Consider the following 22,666-nt stretch of genomic DNA (forward strand, 5'->3'; position numbering starts at 1 on the left):
CATGACAGACGCACTCAAGGAACTGGGCGGCCATATCGAGAGCAAGCGCCCCGACTGCGTGATCGGCTGGGACGTCACGCATGGCGAATTGAACGTCGACGTCGCACCGTCGAACGTTCGCGGCTTTGTCGAGTTCCTCAAGACCGACCCGACCTGCAAGTTCTCGACGCTGGTTGACATCACCGCAGTGGATTACCCGGCGCGGCCCAAGCGGTTCGACGTGGTTTATCACTTTCTGTCGATGTACCAGAACCATCGCATTCGCCTGCGGGTTGGAATCCGCGAGGATGAGATGGTGCCATCGATTGTGACCGTGCATCCCTCGGCCAATTGGTTCGAACGCGAAGTGTTCGACATGTTCGGCATCCTGTTTTCCGGCCACCCGGACCTGCGCCGCATTCTGACGGACTATGGGTTCCGGGGCTATCCGCTGCGCAAGGATTTCCCGACGACGGGCTACACCGAGGTCCGTTACGACGAAGAGCAAAAGCGCGTCGTCTATGAGCCGGTGTCGCTGGTGCAGGAATACCGTCAGTTCGATTTCATGAGCCCTTGGGAAGGCGCGCAGTATGTGCTGCCCGGGGATGAGAAGGAAGGGGATAAAGTCTGATGGGCATTGGGAATATCGGTCTCCCCGGCCTCATCTTTATTTTGATGATGCTATTGTGGGTCGGCGCTCTCTGGAAGCTCTTGCCCAAGTTCGGGTATCCCAAATGGCTGTCGATCTTTGGGGTGATCCCCTTCGCTCCACTCATCTTTGTTTGGATTCTAGCTTTTTCAGAGCCAGTGCGCGCACTTAGTGAGGCAAAGACATGATGGACGGCTCCAAAGGTTTCGATGACGCCCTGACGGGCGAGCAGAAAATCCGCAACTTCAACATCAACTTCGGCCCGCAGCACCCGGCGGCGCACGGCGTTTTGCGTTTGGTGCTGGAGCTGGACGGCGAGATTGTCGAACGCTGCGACCCGCACATCGGCCTGCTGCACCGTGGCACCGAAAAGCTGATGGAATCGCGGACGTATCTGCAGAACCTGCCGTACTTTGACCGGCTGGATTACGTCGCCCCGATGAACCAGGAACATGCTTGGTGTCTGGCCATCGAAAAGCTGACCGGCACACCGGTCCCGCGCCGGGCCAGCCTGATCCGGGTGCTCTATTCGGAAATCGGCCGTATCCTGAACCACCTGTTGAACGTGACGACACAGGCCATGGATGTGGGCGCGCTGACGCCGCCGCTCTGGGGGTTTGAAGAGCGCGAAAAGCTGATGGTGTTTTATGAGCGGGCCTGTGGCGCGCGCCTGCACTCGGCCTACTTTCGCCCCGGCGGTGTCCATCAGGACCTGCCGCCCGAGCTGATCGACGATATCGAGGAATGGGCCAAAGATTTCCCGCGCGTTCTGGCGGATATCGACGGGCTGCTGACCGAAAACCGCATCTTCAAACAGCGCAACGCCGATATCGGCGTGGTGAACGAAGAAGAGATCAACGAGTGGGGATTCTCGGGCGTCATGGTGCGGGGGTCTGGCCTTGCATGGGATCTGCGCCGCGCACAGCCCTATGAATGCTACGACGAGTTCGATTTCCAGATCCCGGTGGGCAAAAACGGCGACTGCTATGACCGCTATCTGGTTCGCATGGAAGAGATGCGCCAGTCGCTGAAGATCATGCATCAGGCGATTGAAAAACTCCGCGCGCCCGAAGGGCAGGGCGAGGTGCTGGCCCGTGGCAAGATCACTCCTCCGAAACGCGGCGAGATGAAGCGCTCGATGGAGGCGCTGATCCACCACTTCAAGCTGTATACAGAGGGCTTTCATGTCCCTGAGGGTGAGGTTTACGCCGCCGTCGAAGCCCCCAAAGGCGAATTCGGCGTCTACCTAGTGGCCGACGGCAGCAACAAACCCTACCGCGCCAAGATCCGGGCACCGGGCTATTTGCATCTGCAGGCGATGGATCATGTCGCCAAGGGCCACCAACTGGCCGACGTGGCGGCGATCATCGGCACGATGGATGTGGTGTTCGGGGAGATCGACAGATGAGAGTGTGGTTGGCACTGGCAGCGCTGGCGGCAACCCCTGCGCTGGCGCAGGATCTGCCAGAATTCAACGAACGCTTCAGCTTTGAGATCAAGGGCGTCATCGACGATGGCTTGGTCATCGAAAGCGGCCGCCATCTGTTCTATTGCGAGATCGATGATGGACCGGACGACACCTACTACGTAATGCAGAATTGCCTGCCGGTCCTTGGCCCCGAGGCGGCTGCCAAGGCGTCAAAGGCGCGGATGGCCACTTTGTCCAATGAGGTGGATTTCATCAGGGCGCTGGAGCGTATGCCAATCGAGACGCTGTTGCCCGCTGTGATCGACTCTCTGAAAGACGTCAGTTGCGTGGTGAATTTCCGCGAAGGCGAAGAGCAGTTTCAGGGCGTTCTGGCCGACAATCTGGCGACGATGACGGGATACAAGGGGCCGCTCACGCCCGACGGCATTGAAGAGATCGGTGAAATCGCCGAAGACGCTGCCGAACTGCTGGTCCGAAACGGTCAGGTTGTTGTTGATCGCGACGCCGGGACGGCGCGGCTATTGGACTGCCCGTAACACGGGCCGGGATGTGTGCCACGGAAATGGCAGTGTGACGTGAGGGACGACAGGATGAAGAAGACTGCAATTGCCATGGTCGCGGTGGCGCTGGTGTCGGGCTGTATCCTGCCCGAAGGCGTAACAGAGGAAGACCTGCTTTCTTTTGACGCCGCCGTCACCTCTATCGGGTGCGATCTGGCGACGGAAAGCGACTATCTGCCGGTGGAACTGCAAACCGGGATGCCGCGTGAAAAGCTGGTGACCGTTGCGCAATATAAGGTCGATCAGGGCGAAGCGGTGACACTGTCAAACGGCGGCGTGCGCCTTGTGACCGGTGCCTGCGCGCCCAAGACCGAAGCCGCGCCTGCGGCGACCTGAAGACACCGGCCCGTGGGGCCGGACGACAAAAGATGTAACCCAAGGGGGCGCTGCCCGGCAGCGCCCGACGTAAGACGGAAAGCCGAAAGCCATGCTGCGCCGACTGCACCCCGAGCAACCCGATAGTTTCGCCTTCGCACCCGCCAATCTGGCATGGGCACGGGAGCAGATCACCAAGTACCCTGAAGGCCGTCAGGCCAGCGCGATCATTCCGCTGTTGTGGCGCGCGCAGGAGCAAGAGGGCTGGCTGACCCGCCCGGCAATCGAATATGTCGCGGACATGCTGGGCTTGGCCTATATCCGGGCGCTGGAAGTGGCGAGCTTCTACTTCATGTTCCAGCTTCAGCCGGTGGGTTCTGTCGCGCATATCCAGATCTGTGGCACTACAAGCTGCATGATCTGCGGGGCCGAGGATCTGATGGCGGTCTGCCAAGACAAGATCGCGGCCAAGCCGCATGCGCTGTCGGCGGATGGCAAGTTCAGCTGGGAAGAGGTCGAATGTCTTGGGTCCTGCGCCAACGCGCCCATGGCCCAGATCGGCAAGGATTATTTCGAGGACCTGACCGCGGAAAAACTGGGCGATCTGCTGGACGCGCTGGCGCGCGGAGAGGTGCCGCAGGCGGGGCCGCAGAACGGTCGCTTTGCCTCGGAACCGAAGTCGGGGATCACCACGCTGACAGAGTTTGTCAACGGCTCGATCACCCTGAATGCCAGCGCGCAACTGGCGCACGACATCGGCGACACGATCAAGCGGATCGACGGCACCGAAGTGCCGCTGGCCGCCCCTTGGAACGACCAGTCCGGCACCCGCGATACGATGCGCGAACAGCCCAAGGCCCCCGAGGCAGACGTCCCCGAAGATGCCAAGCCTGAGCCGGTGCCAGAGAAACTGGCAGACGCCCCGGCAGCGGTCAAAGACGCCCTGATCCAGCCGAGCGCCGTTTTGGCCGGTCAAGCAGAGCTTGCTGCGCGCAAAGGTACTTGGCGCTATGAGGCCCCGGAAACCGAAGCCGCGCCAGAGGCCGCCGCCGCTGAGGCGACACCCGGTGAAAAGCCTGCGGGCCTAGAGGCCGCGCGCGATGGCAAGCCCGATGATCTCAAGGAGATCAAGGGCGTGGGTCCGAAACTTGAAAAGCTGCTGAACACGCTCGGGGTCTTCCACTTCGATCAGATTGCGGCCTGGACGGATAAGGAACTGGCCTGGGTCGATGACAACCTTGAAGGCTTCAAGGGGCGTGCGACTCGCGATGAATGGGTTTCGCAGGCACGCGATCTGGCCCAAAACGCCAAAGGCTGATCTGGTACTTTCATCCCACTTTGCGACGGTCGTGCCCGCATGTATCGTCGTGAAAAAGGGTTGGGAGGCCAAATAATGTCCAATACGAATGACCGGGGCGATTGCCCCAAGATCTGCTGGGGCCTTGCGGCGCTGGCGTCATTGCTGACATTTGTGCTGCTGCTTGCGGTGGCCGAGTGGGGCTTTTTCGCGTCGCTGGTTGTGGCGGTCGTTTTGTTGGTCGGGCTTGGCGTTCTGCTGAACCGGTTCCTGTGCGGCGCGCCTGCGGTGCCCGCGCAGAGGCCTGCGGGGGCAGGGGCATCGCAGGGGCGCGTGGCAAAATCCGGTGCCACCGGGACTGTGGCGGCCGCGACCGCGGCGCGCGTTGACACTCACCCAGTGGAACCCGATCCGGCAGTCGCGCCAGAGGCGCAGGGCAGCCCGGACCCTCAGGCGGCAGCCGTCGCCGACACGCCCCCTGTGGCGGAGGAACGCCCGCGTGTCGCGCCCTCTGCGGCGCTGGCCGGAGAGGCCGAACTGGCCGAGCGCAAAGGCGAATGGCGCTACGCCGGTGCAGAGACCGCGTCGCGGCCAGACCCCACATCCGAACCGGTACAGACACCGGAGCCGGTGATTGAGGCCATGCCTGAACCGGTCGCGCCGCCACCCGCCGAACCAGTCATTGAAATCCCCGAGGATGCCGGTCCGCGGGTTCTGCCCTCAACGCCGCTGGCCGGGCAGGCAGACCTTGCCAGCCGCAAGGGGACATGGGTTTACACCGCGCCCGCTGCTGAACCCGCACCCGCACCTGCGCCTGTGGGTGAGGATTATGACAAGGACGGCATCTTCGAAGGCAAGGATGAGGGCGAAAAACCCGCGATGCTGGATGGTCCGCGCGCCGGCGGGGCCGATGATCTCAAGCAGGTCAAAGGTATCGGGCCCAAGCTGGAAAAGCTTTGCAACACTCTGGGCATCTACCATTTCGACCAGATCGCCAACTGGACCGATCAGGAAATTGCATGGGTCGATGCCAACCTCGAAGGATTCAAAGGGCGGGTCAGCCGCGATCAGTGGGTCGCGCAAGCCAAGGTGCTGGCTGAAGGTGGTCAGACAGAGTTTTCTTCGCGTGTTAAGGGCGGGGACGTCTACTGATTGGTCAGCACGGCGTCGCGAACCCGCCGATCGGGCCTGTGCGACAATGCCATGTCTTGCGTGCCGCGCCGCAGTATGCAAGGCGTGGCACCGGCTCTGTTGGGGAGGAACGGCGCTAAGACCCGCGCAGTAGACTGCGCCCGATTAGTGGAGCGAGGACGTGACCATGACGACCCCGAATTATGCGATAACACCCAACTTTACCCCCTTCCTGCGTCTGATCGAGTTTCAGACCCGGTTCGCCATGGAAGCAAGCCAAGGCATGATGAAGCTGGCCATGATGCCGTGGGCCGGATTGCCGACGGGCTTTGGTTCGATCTGCACGCCGATGGGCAGCGTGAGCGTCGCGGCCTCTGTTGAAACGGTTGAGGCGCCTGTGGCGGAAACTGTCGTGGAAACCGCCGACGATGTGATCGACGCCGTGGCCGAGACTGCGGACACTGTGACCGAGACCGTCGAAACGGTTGCCGAAACCGTCGAAGATGTCGCCGTGGCACCGGTTGAGGCTGTTGCGCCGGTGGCCAAAGCCGTGGTGGAAACCGTGGCCGAGACAAATGAGACGGTCGCCCCTGTGGTCGCTGCACCCAAGGTAGAGGAACCTGCCGAGGCGGTGACTGAAACCGTCGAGACCGTGACCGAAGCTGTCGAGCCAGTAACCGAAGCGGTCAAGCCTGCAACCGCACCGGTCAAGTCCGTAACCGAAGCTGTTGCAGCGCCGGTCGCGGCCGAGGCCGCAGCGCCCGCCATGACCAAGCCGAAGGCAATGACCGCGCCCAAAGGGGCCTTGGATGATCTGACCGTCCTCAACGGTGTTGGACCCAAGCTGGCCGAGGCACTGAACGCCGAAGGTATTTACAAGCTGTCCCAGATCGCCGCATGGTCCAAAGCCAATGTGGCATGGGTTGACGAAAACCTCGCCGGTGTGCGCGGCCGTGCCTCGCGCAACGGATGGGTGGCTCAGGCCGCCGAACTGGTTAAATAAAGCCGGGACCGCGCATGGCCGATCAGCAGGATATCAACCGTCGGGGCCGCGTTATCGCGCTGGTCATCGCCGGAACCGGCGTTGGCTGGATCGCGGCCACGGCAATTGGCGGGGCGCTGGACTGGAGCCAGCGCCTGCGCGCGCTTTTCGACCTTGCCGCACTCGGGGGCTTTGTCTGGGCGCTGTGGATGGTATACGGGCTCTGGCGGGACCGCCAGAAAGACAAGGATTGAGAGATGCTAGCTGACCAGGACCGGATCTTTACCAACCTCTACGGCATGCATGACCGGACGCTCGATGGCGCGAAGAAGCGCGGCCATTGGGACGGCACCAAGGACATCATCGGCAAGGGGCGTGAATGGATCGTCGAGGAAATGAAGGCCTCTGGCCTGCGCGGGCGCGGTGGCGCCGGATTCCCGACCGGCCTGAAATGGTCCTTCATGCCCAAGGAATCGGACGGGCGTCCGTCCTATCTGGTGGTGAACGCTGACGAATCAGAGCCCGGCACCTGCAAGGACCGCGAGATCATGCGCCATGATCCGCATACCCTGATCGAGGGTTGCCTGATCGCCTCCTTCGCGATGCAGGCGCATGCTTGCTACATCTACATTCGCGGCGAATACATCCGTGAGCGTGAGGCGCTGCAAGCCGCGATTGACGAGGCCTATGATGCGGGTCTGGTCGGCAAGAATGCTTGCGGCTCCGGCTGGGATTTCGAGATTTTCGTGGCTCATGGCGCTGGCGCTTATATCTGCGGTGAAGAAACCGCCCTGCTGGAATCGCTTGAAGGCAAAAAGGGCATGCCGCGGATGAAACCGCCGTTCCCGGCGGGCGCGGGTCTGTATGGTTGCCCGACCACAGTGAACAACGTTGAATCCATCGCTGTCGTGCCGACGATTCTGCGCCGTGGGGCCGAATGGTTCTCTGGCTTTGGCCGCGACAACAACAAAGGCACCAAGCTGTTCGCCATCTCCGGCCATGTCAACAACCCCTGCGTTGTTGAGGAAGCGATGTCGATTTCCTTTGAGGAATTGATCGAAAAGCATTGCGGCGGCATTCGCGGCGGCTGGGACAACCTCAAGGCAGTGATCCCCGGTGGATCGTCCGTGCCGTGCGTGCGCGGCGAAAAGATGCGCGATGCCATCATGGATTTCGACTATCTGCGCGGTGAGCTGGGCTCTGGCCTTGGCACCGCCGCCGTCATCGTGATGGACAAGGATACCGACATCATCAAGGCGATCTGGCGTCTGGCCAAGTTCTACAAACACGAATCCTGTGGTCAGTGTACGCCGTGCCGCGAAGGCACCGGCTGGATGATGCGTGTCATGGAACGTCTGGTAAAGGGTGAGGCCGACGAAGAAGAGATCGACATGCTCTGGGACGTGACCAAGCAGGTCGAGGGCCACACCATCTGCGCCCTTGGCGACGCGGCCGCATGGCCGATTCAGGGCCTGATCCGCAACTTCCGAGATGAGATCGAGGACCGCATCAAGGCTCAGAAATCCGGCCGGATGAGCGCCGTCGCGGCGGAGTGACGCTGTGAAGTCTGTTCTGGGACGAGTCCTGAGAACCCTGCAAAATTTGGTGGCGGCGGTCTTGGCCGCCGCTTTTTGCTTTGTTCCGGCATGGTTTGCGCATGTGGCGATCAACGCAGGTTTGGCTCCGGTCTGGGTCTACGGGGCTGTGGCGGGTCTGGTCTTTGTCGGTGCGGGCGTGACGTTGTCCTTTCTGGACAAAGCGTGGCACGGTCGCAAACCACTGGGAGATTGAAGTCCTATGAAACCAAACAGTTTAATCAGGTTCGTATTTATGGTTGCCGTTGCGTGCGGCGGGGCCGGGGCCGCAATGGCGCAAGGCAAGATGCCGTATGATTTGTCCGACGAGGTGATTTTCAACGGTCGGTCCTTCTATGTCGCGTTCAGCATGTATGAGACAGAGACCGTCAGGAATGCCCCTGACACCGGCCTGCCGCAAAAGGAATGGATCGAACAGAGCCGCCTGGTGATCCGCACCAACCAGGATCCCCAGATTGGTGCGAACGACAAGGCTCTGGCCCGCAAGGTCGGCACGGCCTTTTGCAAGCACTACGGGTTGACGGTCCGGCGGCGCCCAAGTGCGGCCAGCGAATGGAAAGGCGAGTGGCACTTCATCGACCTTTGTTGGAAAAAGGGCTGGTGACGGGCGGCCGAATAAGGTGGCACCTGCCGCTGTGTGGCTGATCGGTGGGCTTTGACGGGCTCTGGCAGGACATCGCCCATGGCCGCGACCCGGTTTGGCGCGGCTTGACCTCCTGCAGCGCAACGGGGACAGTGACGGCGCGCTCTGCCGGGCGCATCGGGCCGAGAGGCAGATGTGGACTAAGTGGCGGCGCGCAACCGGGGCGAGCTAGAAAAACAGGACGGGACATGAAACGGATTTTGGGGGCGGCAGTGCTGATCGCGGCGCTGACGTCGGCGGCGCAGGCGGAAACCGTGCGGTCAAAAAGCTTTGTCGGGGACATTCAGCGCCGCGCGGTGACGATGCAGGCGCGGGACGGGGCGGGCTCGACTCCCGCGGTGCAGGTCTATGTCAGCGTGAAAACGGTGGCGGGGGCGGTTCCGGCGCAGGGCCAGTTCAAGGCGGCAGGGGCTTTTGCCGCCAAGGCGGGGTGCCGCGACAAACGGGCGCTGGCCACGATCCTGTCAGGGGTAACGACATCGGCGGCGGAATTCGAAGTGCTCTGCCGGGGAGGCCAATAAGATGATGACCCGCGTGATTTGTATTCTGGCCCTTGCGGCCACAGTTGGCGGTTGTGAACGTGCCGGTGTGTTTAACCGCAACGCGCCGGTCTTTGACGGTGAGCGATTTCGCACCAAGGTATCGTCGGACCGCAAGAACCGTCAGAATTTTGCGGTGACGGTAAGCACGGTTTCGAAATCCCTGAAGGGCGCAATCGCCGCCGGTGAATACAAGAGTGTCCAACACTGCATCCAGTACTTCGGCACATCCGAGATTGACTGGACCGTGGGACCGGACACCGATCCGCAGGCGCTGCCGGTGACAGGCGACAGCATCACCTTTCGGGGTCGTTGCCGCGACGTCTGACCGGCGACTCCCCGCGCAGAACCTGTGGAAACCCGCCTAATTGGGGGCTTGAGCCGCGCGGATATTGAATATCCGGACCCTGTGCCCCCACCTCAGGGCAACTAGAATCTTTACGGAGTTCCGCGCATGCGCTTTTTCCTCGCCCCGATCCTTTGTCTGACCCTTGTTACGCCAGTCTGGGCCAAGGCACCGCTCAGCCAAGTTTCGGAAATCGACGATGGGCTGATGGCCATCGCCATTGCTGATGAAATCCGCAAGTCCTGCGATGATATCAGCGCACGGATGATCCGGGCTTATCGACAGATTCAGGCGCTGGAGCAGCGCGCAAAGGCGCTAGGCTACTCCGACGATGAAATCGACGCCTATGTGAACTCCAAAGCCGAGAAGAAGCGGATGCGCAAAAAGGCTGAAACATGGCTGGCGTCCAAGGGCATCGCGGCAAACGACGACAAGGCGTTGTGCAAGTTCGGACGGGACGACATCGCCCGTGGCGGGCCGGTGGGCTACTTCCTGCGCTGAGTCGCGAAATTGGCCTAACAGGCGGTAACGTATTCAGTAATTGTAATAACTAAAGCGCGGTGCCGGGGCAAAACCCGCGCGCCGCGTCGTTTTTTCCTGCCTTTTCGCTGCACCTGCATCTGGTAACGTCCGGCAGGGCAGGCTAAACCCGAAGAACTGCGGCCTGCGTGCCAGTGGGCGCTGCCAGCCGAAGAACGGGAGAGGCACGGGCATGTCCGATTTGCGAAAGATCATCATCGACGGGCAAGAGGTCGAAGTGGACGGGGCGTTGACCCTGATTCAGGCCTGCGAGCAGGCCGGGGTCGAAGTCCCGCGATTCTGTTATCACGAACGTCTGTCGATTGCCGGAAACTGCCGGATGTGTCTGGTTGAGGTTGTGGGCGGTCCGCCCAAGCCCGCCGCCTCCTGCGCGATGCAGGTGCGCGACGTGCGCGGGGGTCGCAATGGCGAGCTGCCGGAGATCAAGACCAACTCGCCCATGGTCAAAAAGGCCCGCGAGGGGGTGATGGAGTTCCTGCTCATCAACCACCCGCTCGATTGCCCGATCTGCGATCAGGGGGGTGAGTGCGACCTTCAGGATCAGGCCATGGCCTATGGCGTCGATTTCAGCCGCTTCCGCGAGCCCAAGCGCGCCACCGACGATCTGGACCTCGGTCCGCTCGTTGAGACGCACATGACCCGCTGCATTTCCTGCACACGCTGCGTGCGCTTCACGACCGAGGTCGCGGGCATCACCCAGATGGGCCAGACCGGGCGCGGCGAAGATGCCGAGATCACCTCGTACCTGAACGAGACGCTTGATTCGAATTTGCAGGGCAACATCATTGACCTGTGCCCGGTGGGCGCGCTGGTGTCGAAACCTTATGCCTTTACCGCCCGTCCGTGGGAATTGACCAAAACAGAGACCATCGACGTGATGGACGCACTGGGGTCAAACATCCGGGTCGACACCAAAGGCCGCGAAGTCATGCGCATTCTGCCTCGCAACCATGATGGCGTGAATGAGGAATGGATTTCCGACAAGACGCGCTTTGTCTGGGACGGCCTGCGCCGTCAGCGTCTGGACCGCCCCTATATCCGTGAGAACGGCAAGCTGCGCCCCGCAAGCTGGGGCGAGGCGCTGGCCAAGAGCGCTGAGGCGTTAAAATCCGCCACCAAACCGGCGGGAATCATCGGGGATCTGGCCCCGGTCGAGGCGATTTATAGCCTGAAGCAGATGATCGAGGGGCAGGGCGGTGTCGTCGAATGCCGCACCGATGGCGCGAAACTGCCTGCGGGCAACCGCTCGGGCTATGTGGGTAACGCTGCCATCGAGGACATCGACGGCGCAGAGATGATTCTGCTGATCGGCACCAACCCGCGCGATGAGGCACCGGTGCTGAACGCCCGTATTCGCAAGGCTTGGGCCGCAGGTGCCAAGGTCGCGCGCATCGGCAAGCCGGTTGACCTGACCTATGACGTGATCGACCTGGGCACAGGTCGTGAGGCGCTGGCCAAGCTGGCCGAGATGGATCATTCGGACAAGCACGGTAAAGCTGGTGTCATGATCATCGGCCAAGGTGCGCTGAATGAGGCGGATGGCGCGGCAGTGCTGGGCACCGCCATGCAGGTCGCCGCAGCGGGCCAGTCGAAATTCTTGGTGTTGCACACCGCTGCCTCCCGCGTGGGGGCAATGGACGTGAACGCCACCAACGAACGTGGCATGGATGCGCTGCAGGATGCGGACGTGATCTACAATCTTGGCGCGGATGAGGTCGAGATCGGTGAAGGCGCTTTTGTGATCTACCAAGGCTCGCACGGCGACCGGGGCGCGCACCGCGCCGATGTGATCCTGCCGGGCGCGGCCTACACCGAAGAGCAGGGCCTGTTCGTCAACACCGAAGGCCGTCCGCAACTGGCGCTGCGCTCTGGCTTTGCGCCGGGCGAGGCCAAGGAAAATTGGGCGATCCTGCGGGCACTGTCGGCCGAGATAGGTGCCACACTGCCGTGGAACAATCTGGCCGAACTGCGTCAGGCGATGGTCGGTGAGGTGCCGCACCTGCAAGGCATCGACGAGGTGCCGGAAAACGACTGGCAACCGTTGGATGCCGGAGATCTGGGCGACGCGGACTTCCGCTATGCGGTGCGCGACTTCTACCTGACCAACCCGATTGCACGATCGAGCGAGCTGATGGCGGAACTGTCCAAATCCGCCCGTGACCGCGCAACGGCGCCGCTTGCGGCGGAATAAGTGCGGGGGCTGGTGATCATATCCTTGTTGGCCTTGGCCAGCAGCCTGTCGGCCTGCACCCCGGAAGATCCGGAGCCGCCTTTTGAACCGATCTATTCTGGTGTCGAGACGCGGTTGTTGGACGGTGATCTGGTGCAGTTCGAGGTCGAAATGCGCGGCGCGCGTTATGCGGCGGATGTCGATGATTATGCCGAATGCGCAGCCGCGCAATATGCCCTGATCCGGGGTTACGGATTTGCGCGTCATTTGCGCACGACTGTCTACGAAGAGGGTGGCCTATGGCGCGGAGATGCGGTTTACACCATCTCGGCGGAGCTGCCCCGCGGGCTCAAGACCATCGACGCCGAAGTGGCGGCGCTGGCCTGTGCCGAGAACGGAATACCGATGGTGTGAGGACCTGATGGAAAACTTCTTCGCCACGCCTCTGGGCACCTTTGTCATCATCTTTGCGCAATGCCTTGCGGTGCTGGGCTTTGTGATGGTGTCACTGCTCTTTCTCGTCTACGGCGACCGCAAGATCTGGGCCGCGGTCCAGATGCGGCGCGGGCCAAACGTGGTGGGCATCTATGGCCTGCTGCAAACGGTGGCCGACGCGCTGAAATACGTTGTCAAAGAGGTTGTGATCCCGGCAGGGGCCGACCGGACAGTGTTCATGCTGGCCCCTTTGGCAAGCTTTGTGCTGGCCATGATCGCCTGGGCGGTGATCCCGTTCAGCGACAACTGGGTGCTGTCGGACATCAACGTGGCAATCCTCTATGTCATGGCCATTTCCTCGCTTGAGGTTTACGGCGTGATCATGGGCGGATGGGCCTCGAACTCCAAATACCCGTTCCTTGGCTCACTGCGGTCTGCGGCGCAGATGATTTCCTACGAGGTGTCGATCGGCCTGATCATCATCGGCGTGATCCTCTCGACCGGGTCGCTGAACTTTGGCGATATCGTCGCGGCGCAGGATGGTCGGTTCGGGTTCTTCAGCTGGTACTGGCTGCCGCACTTCCCGATGGTCTTCCTGTTCTTCATCTCTTGCCTTGCAGAGACAAACCGCCCGCCGTTCGACCTGCCAGAGGCGGAATCGGAACTGGTCGCCGGGTATCAGGTTGAATACTCTTCGACGCCTTTCCTGCTGTTCATGGCCGGTGAATACATCGCGATCTTCCTGATGTGCGCGCTGACCTCGCTGCTGTTCTTCGGCGGCTGGCTGTCGCCGATCCCGGGTCTGCCGGATGGGGCGCTGTGGATGGTCGGCAAGATGGCGTTCTTCTTCTTCATCTTCGCGATGGTGAAGGCGATCACACCGCGCTACCGCTATGACCAGTTGATGCGCCTTGGCTGGAAAGTCTTCCTGCCGTTCTCTCTGGTCTGGGTGGTCTTCGTGGCCTTCGCGGCCAAGTTCGGCTGGTTCTTTGACAGCTACGCGCGCTGGGTGACCGGGGGCTGAGGATGTTGCCGGATCGGAAACATATCGTTTCGGACAGCCTGAAGGTGGGTGATCCCGCCACAGGTGCGCCCGTGAGTGGTATCCTGAGGGCAGGGGCGCGCATGACGCGCGGCCATGCCCATAAGGGAGACCCCGATGTCTGATCTGAAATCCGCCATCCTCGACGCGAAATACATCGACATGATCGACCTCGGCGATTTTGTCGTGCGGGACACCGGCCTGCCGGATGTGGACAGCGACGGCAACCTGATGCCACAGGCGACAGAGATCGCCGCCGCAGTGTTTCGATGGGCCGCCGACATGCAGGCCGCAGAGGCCGCGCGCGCCAAAGATCCCGCACCGGCGAAACCGGCGGTGCTGAATGAATACGATGAGCAGGGTGATCCGCTGATGGACGCGCCCACGGCTGAAAAGTTTGAGGCCGATCTGAACAACATGGCAGGGGAGCAAGGATAGCATGGCGACTATCGACTACGGCCGGGCTGCAAAATACTTTCTTCTCGCGGACTTCGTGAAGGGGTTCCAGCTGGGGCTGAAGTACTTCTTTGCGCCAAAGGCCACGCTGAACTACCCGCACGAAAAGGGGCCGCTGTCGCCCCGGTTCCGTGGCGAACACGCGCTGCGCCGCTATCCCAACGGCGAAGAACGTTGTATCGCGTGCAAACTCTGTGAGGCGATCTGCCCTGCGCAGGCCATCACCATCGACGCGGAACCCCGCGACGACGGCAGCCGCCGCACCACGCGTTATGACATCGACATGACCAAATGCATTTACTGCGGCTTCTGCCAAGAGGCCTGCCCGGTGGATGCCATCGTCGAGGGGCCGAATTTCGAGTTCGCCACCGAGACGCGTGAGGAACTGTACTACGACAAGACCAAGCTGCTCGAGAATGGCGACCGTTGGGAAGCCGAGATTGCCCGCAACCTGGAACTTGACGCGCCCTACCGCTGAGCCTGAAAGACCGAGACCGCTTATGCCCCGCCGACTGAACTCTGCTGTTGCTCTTTGCGCGCTCGCCCTTGCGGCGGGTGGCGGCATTGCACAGGAACCGGGCAGCGAGGCATGGAACGCCAAGCGTGCAGCGCTGTTTTCGCAGGTTTGCATGGGGTCGGCACCGGATTACGCCGATATCGACGACCGTGCGGTCAAGGCCGGGATGGCGCGGCAGGACGGCGTCTGGGTGGCGGAACCGGAAATCGTGATCAACCTGATCGAGCACGATGGGTTTTGCGACTGCATCATGAGCGTCTCTGCCCCGGATCAGGGCGCGATGATCGACAAGATCTTTGGCCAGTTGATGACGGACTTCGGCGAGGGTTTCACTGGCACGGCGGACGGGCTTGCCAGTGTGGCCCCGTTTCAGCGCGACGGGGTCGAGGTGGTTTCAATCCTTGAACCGCGCGAGTACGAGGACGGCAAGTGGCTGTCTGCCCGCACCGCCGTCTTTGGCGGTTGCCCCATCCGCGAGGCCGGCAAATGAGCGACAGCAAGACCCCTTTTGAGCTGATGATGGAGCAGGCGCAGGAGATGGCCAAGGCCTTCAACCCCGCGATGTCCGGCTTTGATCCCAAAGGCTTTGAAAAGCTTTGGCCAACCATGACCAAGGACGCCATGGAAATGTGGTTCGGCAAAGGCATGTCGAAGACCGGGCTGGACGCCAAGACGCGGCTGTTGCTGACCATTTCCGGCTTGACGATGCAGGGCGCGCAGGCGGAAACGCCGTTCCGCCTGACCGTGCGCCACGCGCTTGAGGCCGGGGCGACACCCGAAGAGATCGCCGAAACCATCGGCCATATGTCGATGTTCGCAGGTATTCCCGCGATGACACGTGCCATGGAACTGGCGCGTGAGGTCATCAATGACAACAAGGATGACGAGACATGATGGTCTTTGCCTTCTACCTCTTTGCACTCGGCGCCATCGCGGGCGGACTTTTTACGGTCGTCAGCCGCAATCCGGTGCATTCGGTGCTCTGGCTGATCCTCGCCTTTCTGTCCTCGGCCGGGCTGTTTGTCCTTATGGGGGCGGAGTTTGTCGCCATGCTGCTGATCATCGTCTACGTCGGCGCGGTGGCGGTTTTGTTCCTCTTTGTCGTCATGATGCTGGACGTCGATTTCGCCGAACTGAAGGCGGAAATGGCCAAGTACATGCCTTTGGCGCTGCTGATCGGTCTTGTGATCCTGATGCAATTGGCCATGGCCTTTGGTGTCTGGGAAGCGTCGGAAATGGCGGCAGGGCAACTGGCGCAGCCGGTGCCTGCGGATCGCCACAACACCGAGGCGCTGGGGCTGATCCTGTATGACCAGTATTTCCTGCTGTTCCAACTGGCGGGCCTGATCCTGCTGGTCGCCATGATCGGTGCTATCGTGCTGACCTTGCGCCACCGCACCGACATCAAGCGTCAGGATGTGTTGGCGCAGATGTACCGCGATCCGGCCAAGGCAATGGAACTCAAGGACGTCAAACCGGGGCAGGGCCTTTGATCGCATCCTCGCGACATATGTTTTTTGGAGCGGCGATGCTGGTCGCCGGTCCGGCACTGGCGTGTTCGCCCGCGCTGAACGCCGAGTCCGCGACGGTTCTTGGTGAGGGATGCTCTGTCCGACACCTGCGCACACCCGTCGGGGCCGAAGGTCTCATGCCGGCAGAGAACCTGTGGCTGGGATATGTCGTGCAGGTGCACTACGAGGGCGATGCCTGCTACGTGCGCGAGTCGCAGGTGGTGGTGGATTGCGCGGACGGATCGGCTTTTCTGTTCGGTCCGCATGGGGCGATGACGGTGGAAGAGCATATGGCGGCCATGGACGGCACGTATGGCAAGATGGCGACGATGATCCGCAAGATGCCTTGGGGCTACGCCGAAATGGCGGCATGGGACGACATAGGCGATCTGCGGCTGGAACAGCTGGGTTCGGTGCTAGAGCCGGTCGTTCTGGGCGGCGCGGGTCAAAGCTATGACCTGAGCTGTGCATGCGGGTTGTTCAATCCCGGCAGCGTCGGGGCAGGCAAATGAGCGCGTTCTGGGATGTGGTTCTATCGCCCTACGGGCTGGCGTTCTACGGCGCGTTCTGGGTCTTCAAGATCCTCGCGGGGGCTTGGATGCTGCGCAAGGCGATGCTGCTGCTGCCGGTGCGGGCGCAAACCTGGACCGAGGACAAACTGGGGCGGTTAAAGCTGCGGGGACGCGGTCCTCGGCGGTTGGGCTGACACTGTCCCGGGCCTGACCCGGGACCTCTGGCCGGCAAGGGCAGGGATTTGAGACAAAAAGCCCCGGAACAAACCCGGGGCGGGTCCGGGCACATCCGGGCGCACAAGATGGAACTAAATCGGGCAAAACGCCCGGAGGGACGCACATGATCGGATTGGAACATTACCTGACGGTGGCGGCGGTGCTCTTTGTCATCGGCATCTTCGGGCTTTTCCTGAACCGCAAGAACGTGATCATCCTGCTCATGAGCATCGAACTCATGTTGCTGGCGGTGAACATCAACCTTGTCGCCTTTTCCACGCATCTGGGCGATCTGGTCGGGCAGGTCTTCACGCTGTTTGTGTTGACCGTCGCCGCCGCCGAGGCCGCGATTGGTCTGGCGATCCTGGTCTGCTTCTTCCGCAACCGCGGCACCATCGCCGTGGAAGACGTCAACGTGATGAAAGGCTGAAGCGATGCTGAGCAATATTGGCTTGCCGGGCCTTGGACTGATGACTGGCTTCTCGCCGGAGATGTTGATCGGTCTTACGGCCGCAAAGATCCTGCCCGTGCCGATGCCCGATCCGCAATTTCTGCTGATCATTTCAATGATCACCGCTTGAGAGGACCAGACTAATGGAGAGCATCATCCTCTTTGGCCCGCTGGTGGGCGCGCTCATCGCGGGCTTCGGCTGGAAACTGACGGGCATTCGCGGTGCGCAGTGGATTTCCACCGGCCTGCTGTTTCTGGCCTGTGCCTTTTCGTGGATCGTGTTTTTCACACACGGGCCTGAAACGCAGCACATTCAGGTCATGCGCTGGATCGAGAGCGGCACGCTGTCGACCGACTGGTCAATCCGGCTGGACCGTCTGACCTCGATCATGCTGATCGTCGTAACCACGGTTTCGGCGCTCGTGCACCTGTATTCCTTTGGCTACATGGCGCATGACAGCCAGTTCAAGGAAGGCGAGGAAAGCTATAAACCGCGCTTCTTTGCCTACCTGTCGTTCTTTACCTTCGCCATGTTGATGCTGGTGACGTCGGACAACCTCGTCCAGATGTTCTTTGGCTGGGAAGGCGTGGGCGTCGCCTCTTACCTGCTGATCGGCTTCTACTATCGCAAGCCAAGCGCCAACGCCGCCGCCATCAAGGCCTTTGTGGTCAACCGGGTTGGCGACTTCGGCTTTGCGCTGGGGATCTTTGCGATCTTCTTTTTGACCGACAGCGTGCGCTTTGACGATGTCTTTGCCGCCGCGCCGACACTGGCGGAAACGCAACTGACCTTCCTCTGGCGCAGCTGGAACGCGGCCGAGGTTGTGGCGCTGCTGTTGTTCATCGGTGCGATGGGTAAATCGGCGCAGCTGTTCCTGCACACCTGGTTGCCGGACGCGATGGAAGGCCCGACACCCGTGTCGGCGCTGATTCACGCCGCGACCATGGTGACGGCGGGTGTCTTTCTGGTCTGCCGCATGTCGCCGGTCATGGAGTTTGCCCCCAACGCCACCGCGTTCATCACGTTCCTTGGCGCGTCGACGGCCTTTGTCGCGGCGACCATCGGTCTGGTGCAGAACGACATCAAACGCGTCATCGCCTATTCGACCATGTCGCAGCTGGGCTACATGTTTGTAGCGGCGGGCGTGGGTGTCTACTCGGTCGCGATGTTCCACCTTTTCACGCACGCCTTCTTCAAGGCGATGCTGTTCCTTGGCGCCGGTTCGGTGATCCACGGGATGCACCACGAACAGGACATGCGGAACTATGGCGGTCTGCGGAAGAAGCTGCCCATGACCTTTTGGGCAATGATGATCGGCACGCTGGCGATCACGGGTGTCGGTATTCCGCTGACCCACATCGGTTTTGCCGGTTTCCTGTCCAAGGACGCGGTGATCGAGAGCGCCTTTGCGGGCACGCAGGGAGGCTATGCCTTTTGGATGCTGGTCGTGGCGGCGCTGTTCACCAGCTTTTACAGCTGGCGGCTGATGTTCCTGACCTTCTTCGGCAAGCCGCGTGGCGACAAGCACACGCATGAGCACGCACACGAGAGCCCGACGGTGATGCTGGTGCCTTTGGGCGTGCTGGCGCTGGGGGCGATCTTCTCCGGCATGATCTGGTACGGCAGCTTTTTCGGCGACCATAACAAGGTGAACGCCTTCTTCGGTATTCCCGGCGCACATGCCGAGGCTGCGGAACACGGTGCACCTGCCGACGCCGGACATGGCGATGACCACGCAGAGGCAGACGCCGCCCATGCGGACACAGCCGAAGCAGGCGATCACGCAGCAGAGGCCGGGGATCACGCGGTGGCCGCACCGGGTGCAGGCGCGATCTACATGGGAGTGGACAACCACGTCATGGATGACGCGCACCACGCGCCGACATGGGTCAAGATTTCCCCGTTCATCGCCATGCTGATCGGGTTTGTTACCGCCTACTGGTTCTACATCGTGAACCCGAAACTGCCGGTCAAACTGGCCGAAAGCCAGCGCCCACTGTACCTGTTCCTGCTGAACAAATGGTACTTTGACGAGATCTACGACTTCCTCTTTGTGCAGCCCGCCAAGGCGCTGGGGCGCATCCTGTGGAAGGGTGGCGATGAGGCGATCATCAAGGGCGGCCTGAACGGCATTGCCTTGGGGATCGTGCCCTTCTTCACCCGCCTCGCGGGGCGGGCACAGTCTGGCTACATCTTTACCTATGCCTTTGCGATGGTGATCGGGATCGCGATCTTCATCACCTGGATGACGCTCAGCGGAGGGGCACACTAATGGGCAACCTGCTTTCCATCGTCACTTTCCTGCCTGCGCTGGCGGCCCTGATCATGGCGCTGTTCCTGCGGGGCGATGACGAGGCGGCGCGGCGCAATGCCAAATGGCTTGCGCTGATCGCGACGGGGGCGACCTTTGTCATTTCGCTGTTTATCCTGTTCCAGTTCGACGCGGGCAACACCGGGTTCCAGATGGTCGAGGAACGGCCTTGGCTGCTGGGTCTCAACTACCGGATGGGTGTGGACGGGATCAGCGTCCTTTTCGTGATGCTGACCACCTTCATGATGCCGCTGGTCATCGCGGCCAGCTGGGACGTCAGCCACCGGGTCAAGGAATACATGATTGCCTTCCTGCTGCTGGAAACGCTGATGCTGGGCGTGTTCATGGCGCTGGATCTGGTGCTGTTCTACCTCTTCTTCGAGGCGGGCCTGATCCCGATGTTCCTGATCATCGGCATCTGGGGCGGCAAGGACCGGATCTATGCCTCGTTCAAGTTCTTCCTCTACACCTTCCTCGGCTCGGTGCTGATGCTGGTGGCAATGGTGGCGATGTATTCCGACGCGGGCACCACCTGCATCGGCGGTTGCGATGTGTCACTGCTGAAACACAACTTTGCCTCTGAGGATTTCAGTATTCTTGGCGTGCATGTTGTCGGCGGGATGCAGACGATCCTGTTCCTTGCCTTCTTCGCCAGCTTTGCGGTCAAGATGCCGATGTGGCCGGTCCACACATGGTTGCCGGAGGCGCACGTTCAGGCCCCCACCGCCGGGTCGGTTGTGCTTGCGGCGATCCTGCTGAAGATGGGCGGCTACGGCTTCCTGCGGTTCAGCCTTGCCATGTTCCCGGTCGGGTCCGACGTGATGCAGAACTTTGTCTTTACCCTGTCGGTGATCGCAATCATCTACACCAGCCTTGTTGCGTTGGTGCAGGAAGACATGAAAAAGCTGATCGCCTATTCGTCGGTCGCACACATGGGCTATGTGACGATGGGCATCTTTGCCGCCAACCAACAGGGCGTGGACGGCGCGATTTTCCAGATGATCAGCCACGGCTTTATCTCTGGCGCGCTCTTCCTCTGTGTGGGCGTGATCTATGACCGGATGCACACCCGTGAGATCGACGCCTATGGCGGTCTGGTGAACCGGATGCCGGCCTATGCGCTGATTTTCATGCTGTTCACCATGGCCAACGTCGGCTTGCCGGGGACCTCTGGCTTTATCGGCGAATTCCTGACCCTGATGGGCGTCTTCCAGGTCAACACTTGGGTTGCGGCGGGGGCAACCACCGGCGTGATCCTGTCGGCCTGTTATGCGCTCTGGCTGTACCGCCGGGTGGTCATGGGCGACCTGATCAAGGAAAGCCTCAAGACCATCAAGGATATGACAACGCGCGAAAAGGCCATTTTTGCGCCGCTTGTGGTCATGACGATCTGGATGGGCGTCTACCCGGCGCCGATCCTTGACCGCACCGGTCCGTCGGTCGAGGCGCTGGTTACCAAAGTAGACACGGCGCTTGCCGCTGCCGGCCGCAACGATGCCGACACGCAAGTTGCTGTCGCGGAACACTAAGGAGAGCGGGACATGATCTCGGCTGATCTCAACATCATCCTGCCGGAAATCCTGCTGTCGGTCTTTGCGATGGCGGCGCTTGTGGGGGCGGTCTACTCCACCAAGGACAAGCTGGCCCCGACGCTGGTCTGGGTGACTTCGGCGCTGTTTCTGGCGCTGGCCTTCTGGATCGGGGCAACCGGGGAAGGCACGCAGGTGGCCTTTGGCGGGATGTTCGTGAACGACGGCTTTGCCCGGTTTGCCAAGGTGGTGATCCTTGTCTCGGCGGCGTCGGTGCTGCTGATGAGCGAAGGCTATATGGTGCGGCGCGGCTTGCTGCGGTTTGAGTACCCCTTGCTGGTCACGCTGGCGGTCGTCGGCATGATGATGATGGTCTCGGCGGGCGATTTGATGGCGCTTTACATGGGCCTCGAACTGCAATCGCTGTCTCTGTATGTCGTGGCCTCGCTGCGCCGGGACAGTGCAAAGTCGACAGAGGCGGGCCTGAAGTATTTCGTGCTGGGCGCGCTGTCGTCAGGCCTGCTGCTGTATGGCGCGTCGCTGATCTATGGCTATGCCGGGACGACGCTGTTTTCCGGCATCATCCAGACCGCCAGCGAAGGACACATGCCGGTTGGCCTGCTGATCGGTCTGGTGATGATGATCGCCGGTCTGGCGTTCAAAGTGTCTGCGGTGCCGTTCCACATGTGGACGCCGGATGTCTATGAGGGGTCTCCGACACCTGTGACGGCCTTCTTTGCCACCGCGCCGAAGGTTGCCGCGATGGCGCTGTTCGCGCGGGTGATGTTTGACGCCTTTGGCAACGCGACTGCAGACTGGGGTCAGGTTGTGGCGCTGTTGTCGGTGCTGTCGATGTTCCTAGGCTCCATCGCCGCAATCGGACAGCGCGACATCAAGCGGCTGATGGCCTATTCGTCGATTGCCCACATGGGCTATGCGCTGATGGGTCTGGCGTCCGGTACCGAACTGGGTGTGCAGGCGATGCTGATCTACATGGCGATTTACGTCACCATGAACGTCGGCACCTTTGCCTTTATCCTGTCGATGGAGCGGGACGGCCAGCCGGTGACGGATATCGAAAGCCTTGGCATGTACTCGACCAAGGAGCCGGGCAAGGCGCTGGCCATGTTGGTGCTGCTGTTCAGTCTGGCCGGTGTGCCGCCGCTGGTGGGGTTCTTCGGCAAGTTCTACGTGTTGCGCGCGGCCTATGAGGGCGGGCTGGCATGGCTGGCGGTGGCCGGTGTGGTCGCCTCGGTCATCGGCGCCTTCTACTATCTGCGCATCGTGTTTTACATGTACTTCGGTGAGGACCGTGAGGACGCTCTGGACGGTGGCAAGTCGCCGGTTCTGTGGGGCTTTCTGATGGTGTCGGCAGTGGTCATGGTGGTCGGTGTCGTGAATCTGTTCGGCATCGAAGGGGCGGCGCAGGCCGCTGCGGCGACGCTGGTGAATTGACCCCGGTAGCAGCGCGCCCTGCGGGCGCGCTGCGGTTGGGGGCTCTGCCCCCGTC

General features: G+C 61.4%; 29 protein-coding genes. All 29 read left to right on the plus strand.

The annotated features are described in order from the left end of the window. Nucleotide 1: 1 nt before the first annotated feature. Nucleotides 2–610, plus strand: coding sequence for an NADH-quinone oxidoreductase subunit C (locus VOI21_RS11970; RefSeq protein ID WP_323770112.1), 609 nt, complete (start codon nucleotides 2–4; stop codon nucleotides 608–610). Between the two features lie 205 nt (nucleotides 611–815). Then, the gene (locus VOI21_RS11975; protein WP_323770363.1) at nucleotides 816–2,036 is read left to right on the plus strand and encodes an NADH-quinone oxidoreductase subunit D; all 1,221 of its coding nucleotides are present in this window, start codon (nucleotides 816–818) and stop codon (nucleotides 2,034–2,036) included. Further along, entirely contained in the window at nucleotides 2,033–2,593 is a 561-nt protein-coding gene (locus tag VOI21_RS11980) for a hypothetical protein (protein ID WP_323770113.1), read from the plus strand. Before VOI21_RS11975 ends, VOI21_RS11980 begins: the two co-directional genes overlap by 4 nt. Nucleotides 2,594–2,647: 54 nt before the next feature. Further along, the gene (locus VOI21_RS11985) at nucleotides 2,648–2,953 is read left to right on the plus strand and encodes a hypothetical protein (protein ID WP_323770114.1); all 306 of its coding nucleotides are present in this window, start codon (nucleotides 2,648–2,650) and stop codon (nucleotides 2,951–2,953) included. A 91-nt stretch (nucleotides 2,954–3,044) separates the two neighbouring features. Beyond that, nucleotides 3,045–4,250: an NADH-quinone oxidoreductase subunit E gene (locus VOI21_RS11990; protein ID WP_323770115.1), complete on the plus strand. Its 1,206-nt coding sequence runs from the start codon at nucleotides 3,045–3,047 to the stop codon at nucleotides 4,248–4,250. A 75-nt stretch (nucleotides 4,251–4,325) separates the two neighbouring features. Continuing rightward, nucleotides 4,326–5,381: a hypothetical protein gene (locus VOI21_RS11995; RefSeq protein WP_323770116.1), complete on the plus strand. Its 1,056-nt coding sequence runs from the start codon at nucleotides 4,326–4,328 to the stop codon at nucleotides 5,379–5,381. A gap of 166 nt (nucleotides 5,382–5,547) precedes the next feature. Beyond that, complete coding sequence (locus VOI21_RS12000; RefSeq protein WP_323770117.1) at nucleotides 5,548–6,363, plus strand: hypothetical protein; 816 nt, start codon at nucleotides 5,548–5,550, stop codon at nucleotides 6,361–6,363. Nucleotides 6,364–6,377: 14 nt separating this feature from the next. Next, nucleotides 6,378–6,596: a DUF5337 domain-containing protein gene (locus VOI21_RS12005; RefSeq protein ID WP_323770118.1), complete on the plus strand. Its 219-nt coding sequence runs from the start codon at nucleotides 6,378–6,380 to the stop codon at nucleotides 6,594–6,596. Nucleotides 6,597–6,599: 3 nt separating this feature from the next. After that, nucleotides 6,600–7,898, plus strand: coding sequence for an NADH-quinone oxidoreductase subunit NuoF (gene nuoF, locus VOI21_RS12010; RefSeq protein ID WP_323770119.1), 1,299 nt, complete (start codon nucleotides 6,600–6,602; stop codon nucleotides 7,896–7,898). A gap of 4 nt (nucleotides 7,899–7,902) precedes the next feature. Continuing rightward, nucleotides 7,903–8,133 (plus strand): hypothetical protein, encoded by a 231-nt coding sequence (locus tag VOI21_RS12015; RefSeq protein WP_323770120.1) that lies wholly within the window; start codon nucleotides 7,903–7,905, stop codon nucleotides 8,131–8,133. Nucleotides 8,134–8,172: 39 nt separating this feature from the next. Beyond that, entirely contained in the window at nucleotides 8,173–8,541 is a 369-nt protein-coding gene (locus tag VOI21_RS12020) for a hypothetical protein (protein ID WP_323770121.1), read from the plus strand. Nucleotides 8,542–8,768: 227 nt separating this feature from the next. Next, a complete protein-coding gene (locus VOI21_RS12025; RefSeq protein WP_323770122.1) occupies nucleotides 8,769–9,101 on the plus strand; it encodes a hypothetical protein in 333 nt (110 codons plus the stop codon). Between the two features lie 4 nt (nucleotides 9,102–9,105). Continuing rightward, the gene (locus VOI21_RS12030) at nucleotides 9,106–9,447 is read left to right on the plus strand and encodes a hypothetical protein (protein WP_323770123.1); all 342 of its coding nucleotides are present in this window, start codon (nucleotides 9,106–9,108) and stop codon (nucleotides 9,445–9,447) included. Between the two features lie 126 nt (nucleotides 9,448–9,573). Further along, nucleotides 9,574–9,966 (plus strand): DUF5333 domain-containing protein, encoded by a 393-nt coding sequence (locus VOI21_RS12035; RefSeq protein WP_323770124.1) that lies wholly within the window; start codon nucleotides 9,574–9,576, stop codon nucleotides 9,964–9,966. Nucleotides 9,967–10,177: 211 nt separating this feature from the next. Further along, nucleotides 10,178–12,196 (plus strand): NADH-quinone oxidoreductase subunit NuoG, encoded by a 2,019-nt coding sequence (nuoG, locus tag VOI21_RS12040; protein ID WP_323770125.1) that lies wholly within the window; start codon nucleotides 10,178–10,180, stop codon nucleotides 12,194–12,196. 18 nt (nucleotides 12,197–12,214) lie between these two features. Next, nucleotides 12,215–12,589, plus strand: a complete 375-nt coding sequence (locus tag VOI21_RS12045) for a hypothetical protein (RefSeq protein ID WP_323770364.1) — start codon at nucleotides 12,215–12,217, stop codon at nucleotides 12,587–12,589. Nucleotides 12,590–12,596: 7 nt separating this feature from the next. Beyond that, nucleotides 12,597–13,634, plus strand: coding sequence for an NADH-quinone oxidoreductase subunit NuoH (gene nuoH, locus VOI21_RS12050; protein WP_323770126.1), 1,038 nt, complete (start codon nucleotides 12,597–12,599; stop codon nucleotides 13,632–13,634). A gap of 135 nt (nucleotides 13,635–13,769) precedes the next feature. After that, complete coding sequence (locus VOI21_RS12055; RefSeq protein ID WP_323770127.1) at nucleotides 13,770–14,090, plus strand: hypothetical protein; 321 nt, start codon at nucleotides 13,770–13,772, stop codon at nucleotides 14,088–14,090. Between the two features lies 1 nt (nucleotide 14,091). Beyond that, the gene (gene nuoI / locus VOI21_RS12060) at nucleotides 14,092–14,586 is read left to right on the plus strand and encodes an NADH-quinone oxidoreductase subunit NuoI (protein WP_094035618.1); all 495 of its coding nucleotides are present in this window, start codon (nucleotides 14,092–14,094) and stop codon (nucleotides 14,584–14,586) included. A 22-nt stretch (nucleotides 14,587–14,608) separates the two neighbouring features. Continuing rightward, a complete protein-coding gene (locus VOI21_RS12065; protein ID WP_323770128.1) occupies nucleotides 14,609–15,115 on the plus strand; it encodes a hypothetical protein in 507 nt (168 codons plus the stop codon). Further along, complete coding sequence (locus VOI21_RS12070) at nucleotides 15,112–15,519, plus strand: carboxymuconolactone decarboxylase family protein (RefSeq protein ID WP_323770129.1); 408 nt, start codon at nucleotides 15,112–15,114, stop codon at nucleotides 15,517–15,519. The genes VOI21_RS12065 and VOI21_RS12070 overlap by 4 nt, the downstream gene beginning before the upstream one ends. Then, nucleotides 15,516–16,118, plus strand: coding sequence for an NADH-quinone oxidoreductase subunit J (locus VOI21_RS12075; RefSeq protein ID WP_323770130.1), 603 nt, complete (start codon nucleotides 15,516–15,518; stop codon nucleotides 16,116–16,118). Before VOI21_RS12070 ends, VOI21_RS12075 begins: the two co-directional genes overlap by 4 nt. 35 nt (nucleotides 16,119–16,153) lie before the next feature. Then, nucleotides 16,154–16,648 carry a hypothetical protein gene (locus VOI21_RS12080; RefSeq protein ID WP_323770131.1) on the plus strand — a complete coding sequence of 165 codons (495 nt, stop codon included), beginning with the start codon at nucleotides 16,154–16,156 and terminating at the stop codon, nucleotides 16,646–16,648. Further along, nucleotides 16,645–16,842, plus strand: coding sequence for a hypothetical protein (locus tag VOI21_RS12085; RefSeq protein WP_323770132.1), 198 nt, complete (start codon nucleotides 16,645–16,647; stop codon nucleotides 16,840–16,842). The genes VOI21_RS12080 and VOI21_RS12085 overlap by 4 nt, the downstream gene beginning before the upstream one ends. 146 nt (nucleotides 16,843–16,988) lie before the next feature. After that, the gene (nuoK, locus tag VOI21_RS12090) at nucleotides 16,989–17,294 is read left to right on the plus strand and encodes an NADH-quinone oxidoreductase subunit NuoK (protein ID WP_023849383.1); all 306 of its coding nucleotides are present in this window, start codon (nucleotides 16,989–16,991) and stop codon (nucleotides 17,292–17,294) included. Nucleotides 17,295–17,298: 4 nt separating this feature from the next. Then, a complete protein-coding gene (locus tag VOI21_RS12095; protein WP_323770133.1) occupies nucleotides 17,299–17,445 on the plus strand; it encodes a hypothetical protein in 147 nt (48 codons plus the stop codon). A gap of 13 nt (nucleotides 17,446–17,458) precedes the next feature. Further along, nucleotides 17,459–19,588, plus strand: a complete 2,130-nt coding sequence (gene nuoL / locus VOI21_RS12100) for an NADH-quinone oxidoreductase subunit L (protein ID WP_323770134.1) — start codon at nucleotides 17,459–17,461, stop codon at nucleotides 19,586–19,588. Then, nucleotides 19,588–21,156 (plus strand): NADH-quinone oxidoreductase subunit M, encoded by a 1,569-nt coding sequence (locus tag VOI21_RS12105; RefSeq protein ID WP_323770135.1) that lies wholly within the window; start codon nucleotides 19,588–19,590, stop codon nucleotides 21,154–21,156. Before nuoL ends, VOI21_RS12105 begins: the two co-directional genes overlap by 1 nt. Before the next feature lie 12 nt (nucleotides 21,157–21,168). Beyond that, nucleotides 21,169–22,611, plus strand: a complete 1,443-nt coding sequence (nuoN, locus tag VOI21_RS12110; RefSeq protein ID WP_323770136.1) for an NADH-quinone oxidoreductase subunit NuoN — start codon at nucleotides 21,169–21,171, stop codon at nucleotides 22,609–22,611. Nucleotides 22,612–22,666: the final 55 nt, after the last annotated feature.

The organism is Antarctobacter sp., from assembly GCF_034670325.1.
In the GTDB taxonomy this organism is placed as follows: domain Bacteria; phylum Pseudomonadota; class Alphaproteobacteria; order Rhodobacterales; family Rhodobacteraceae; genus Antarctobacter.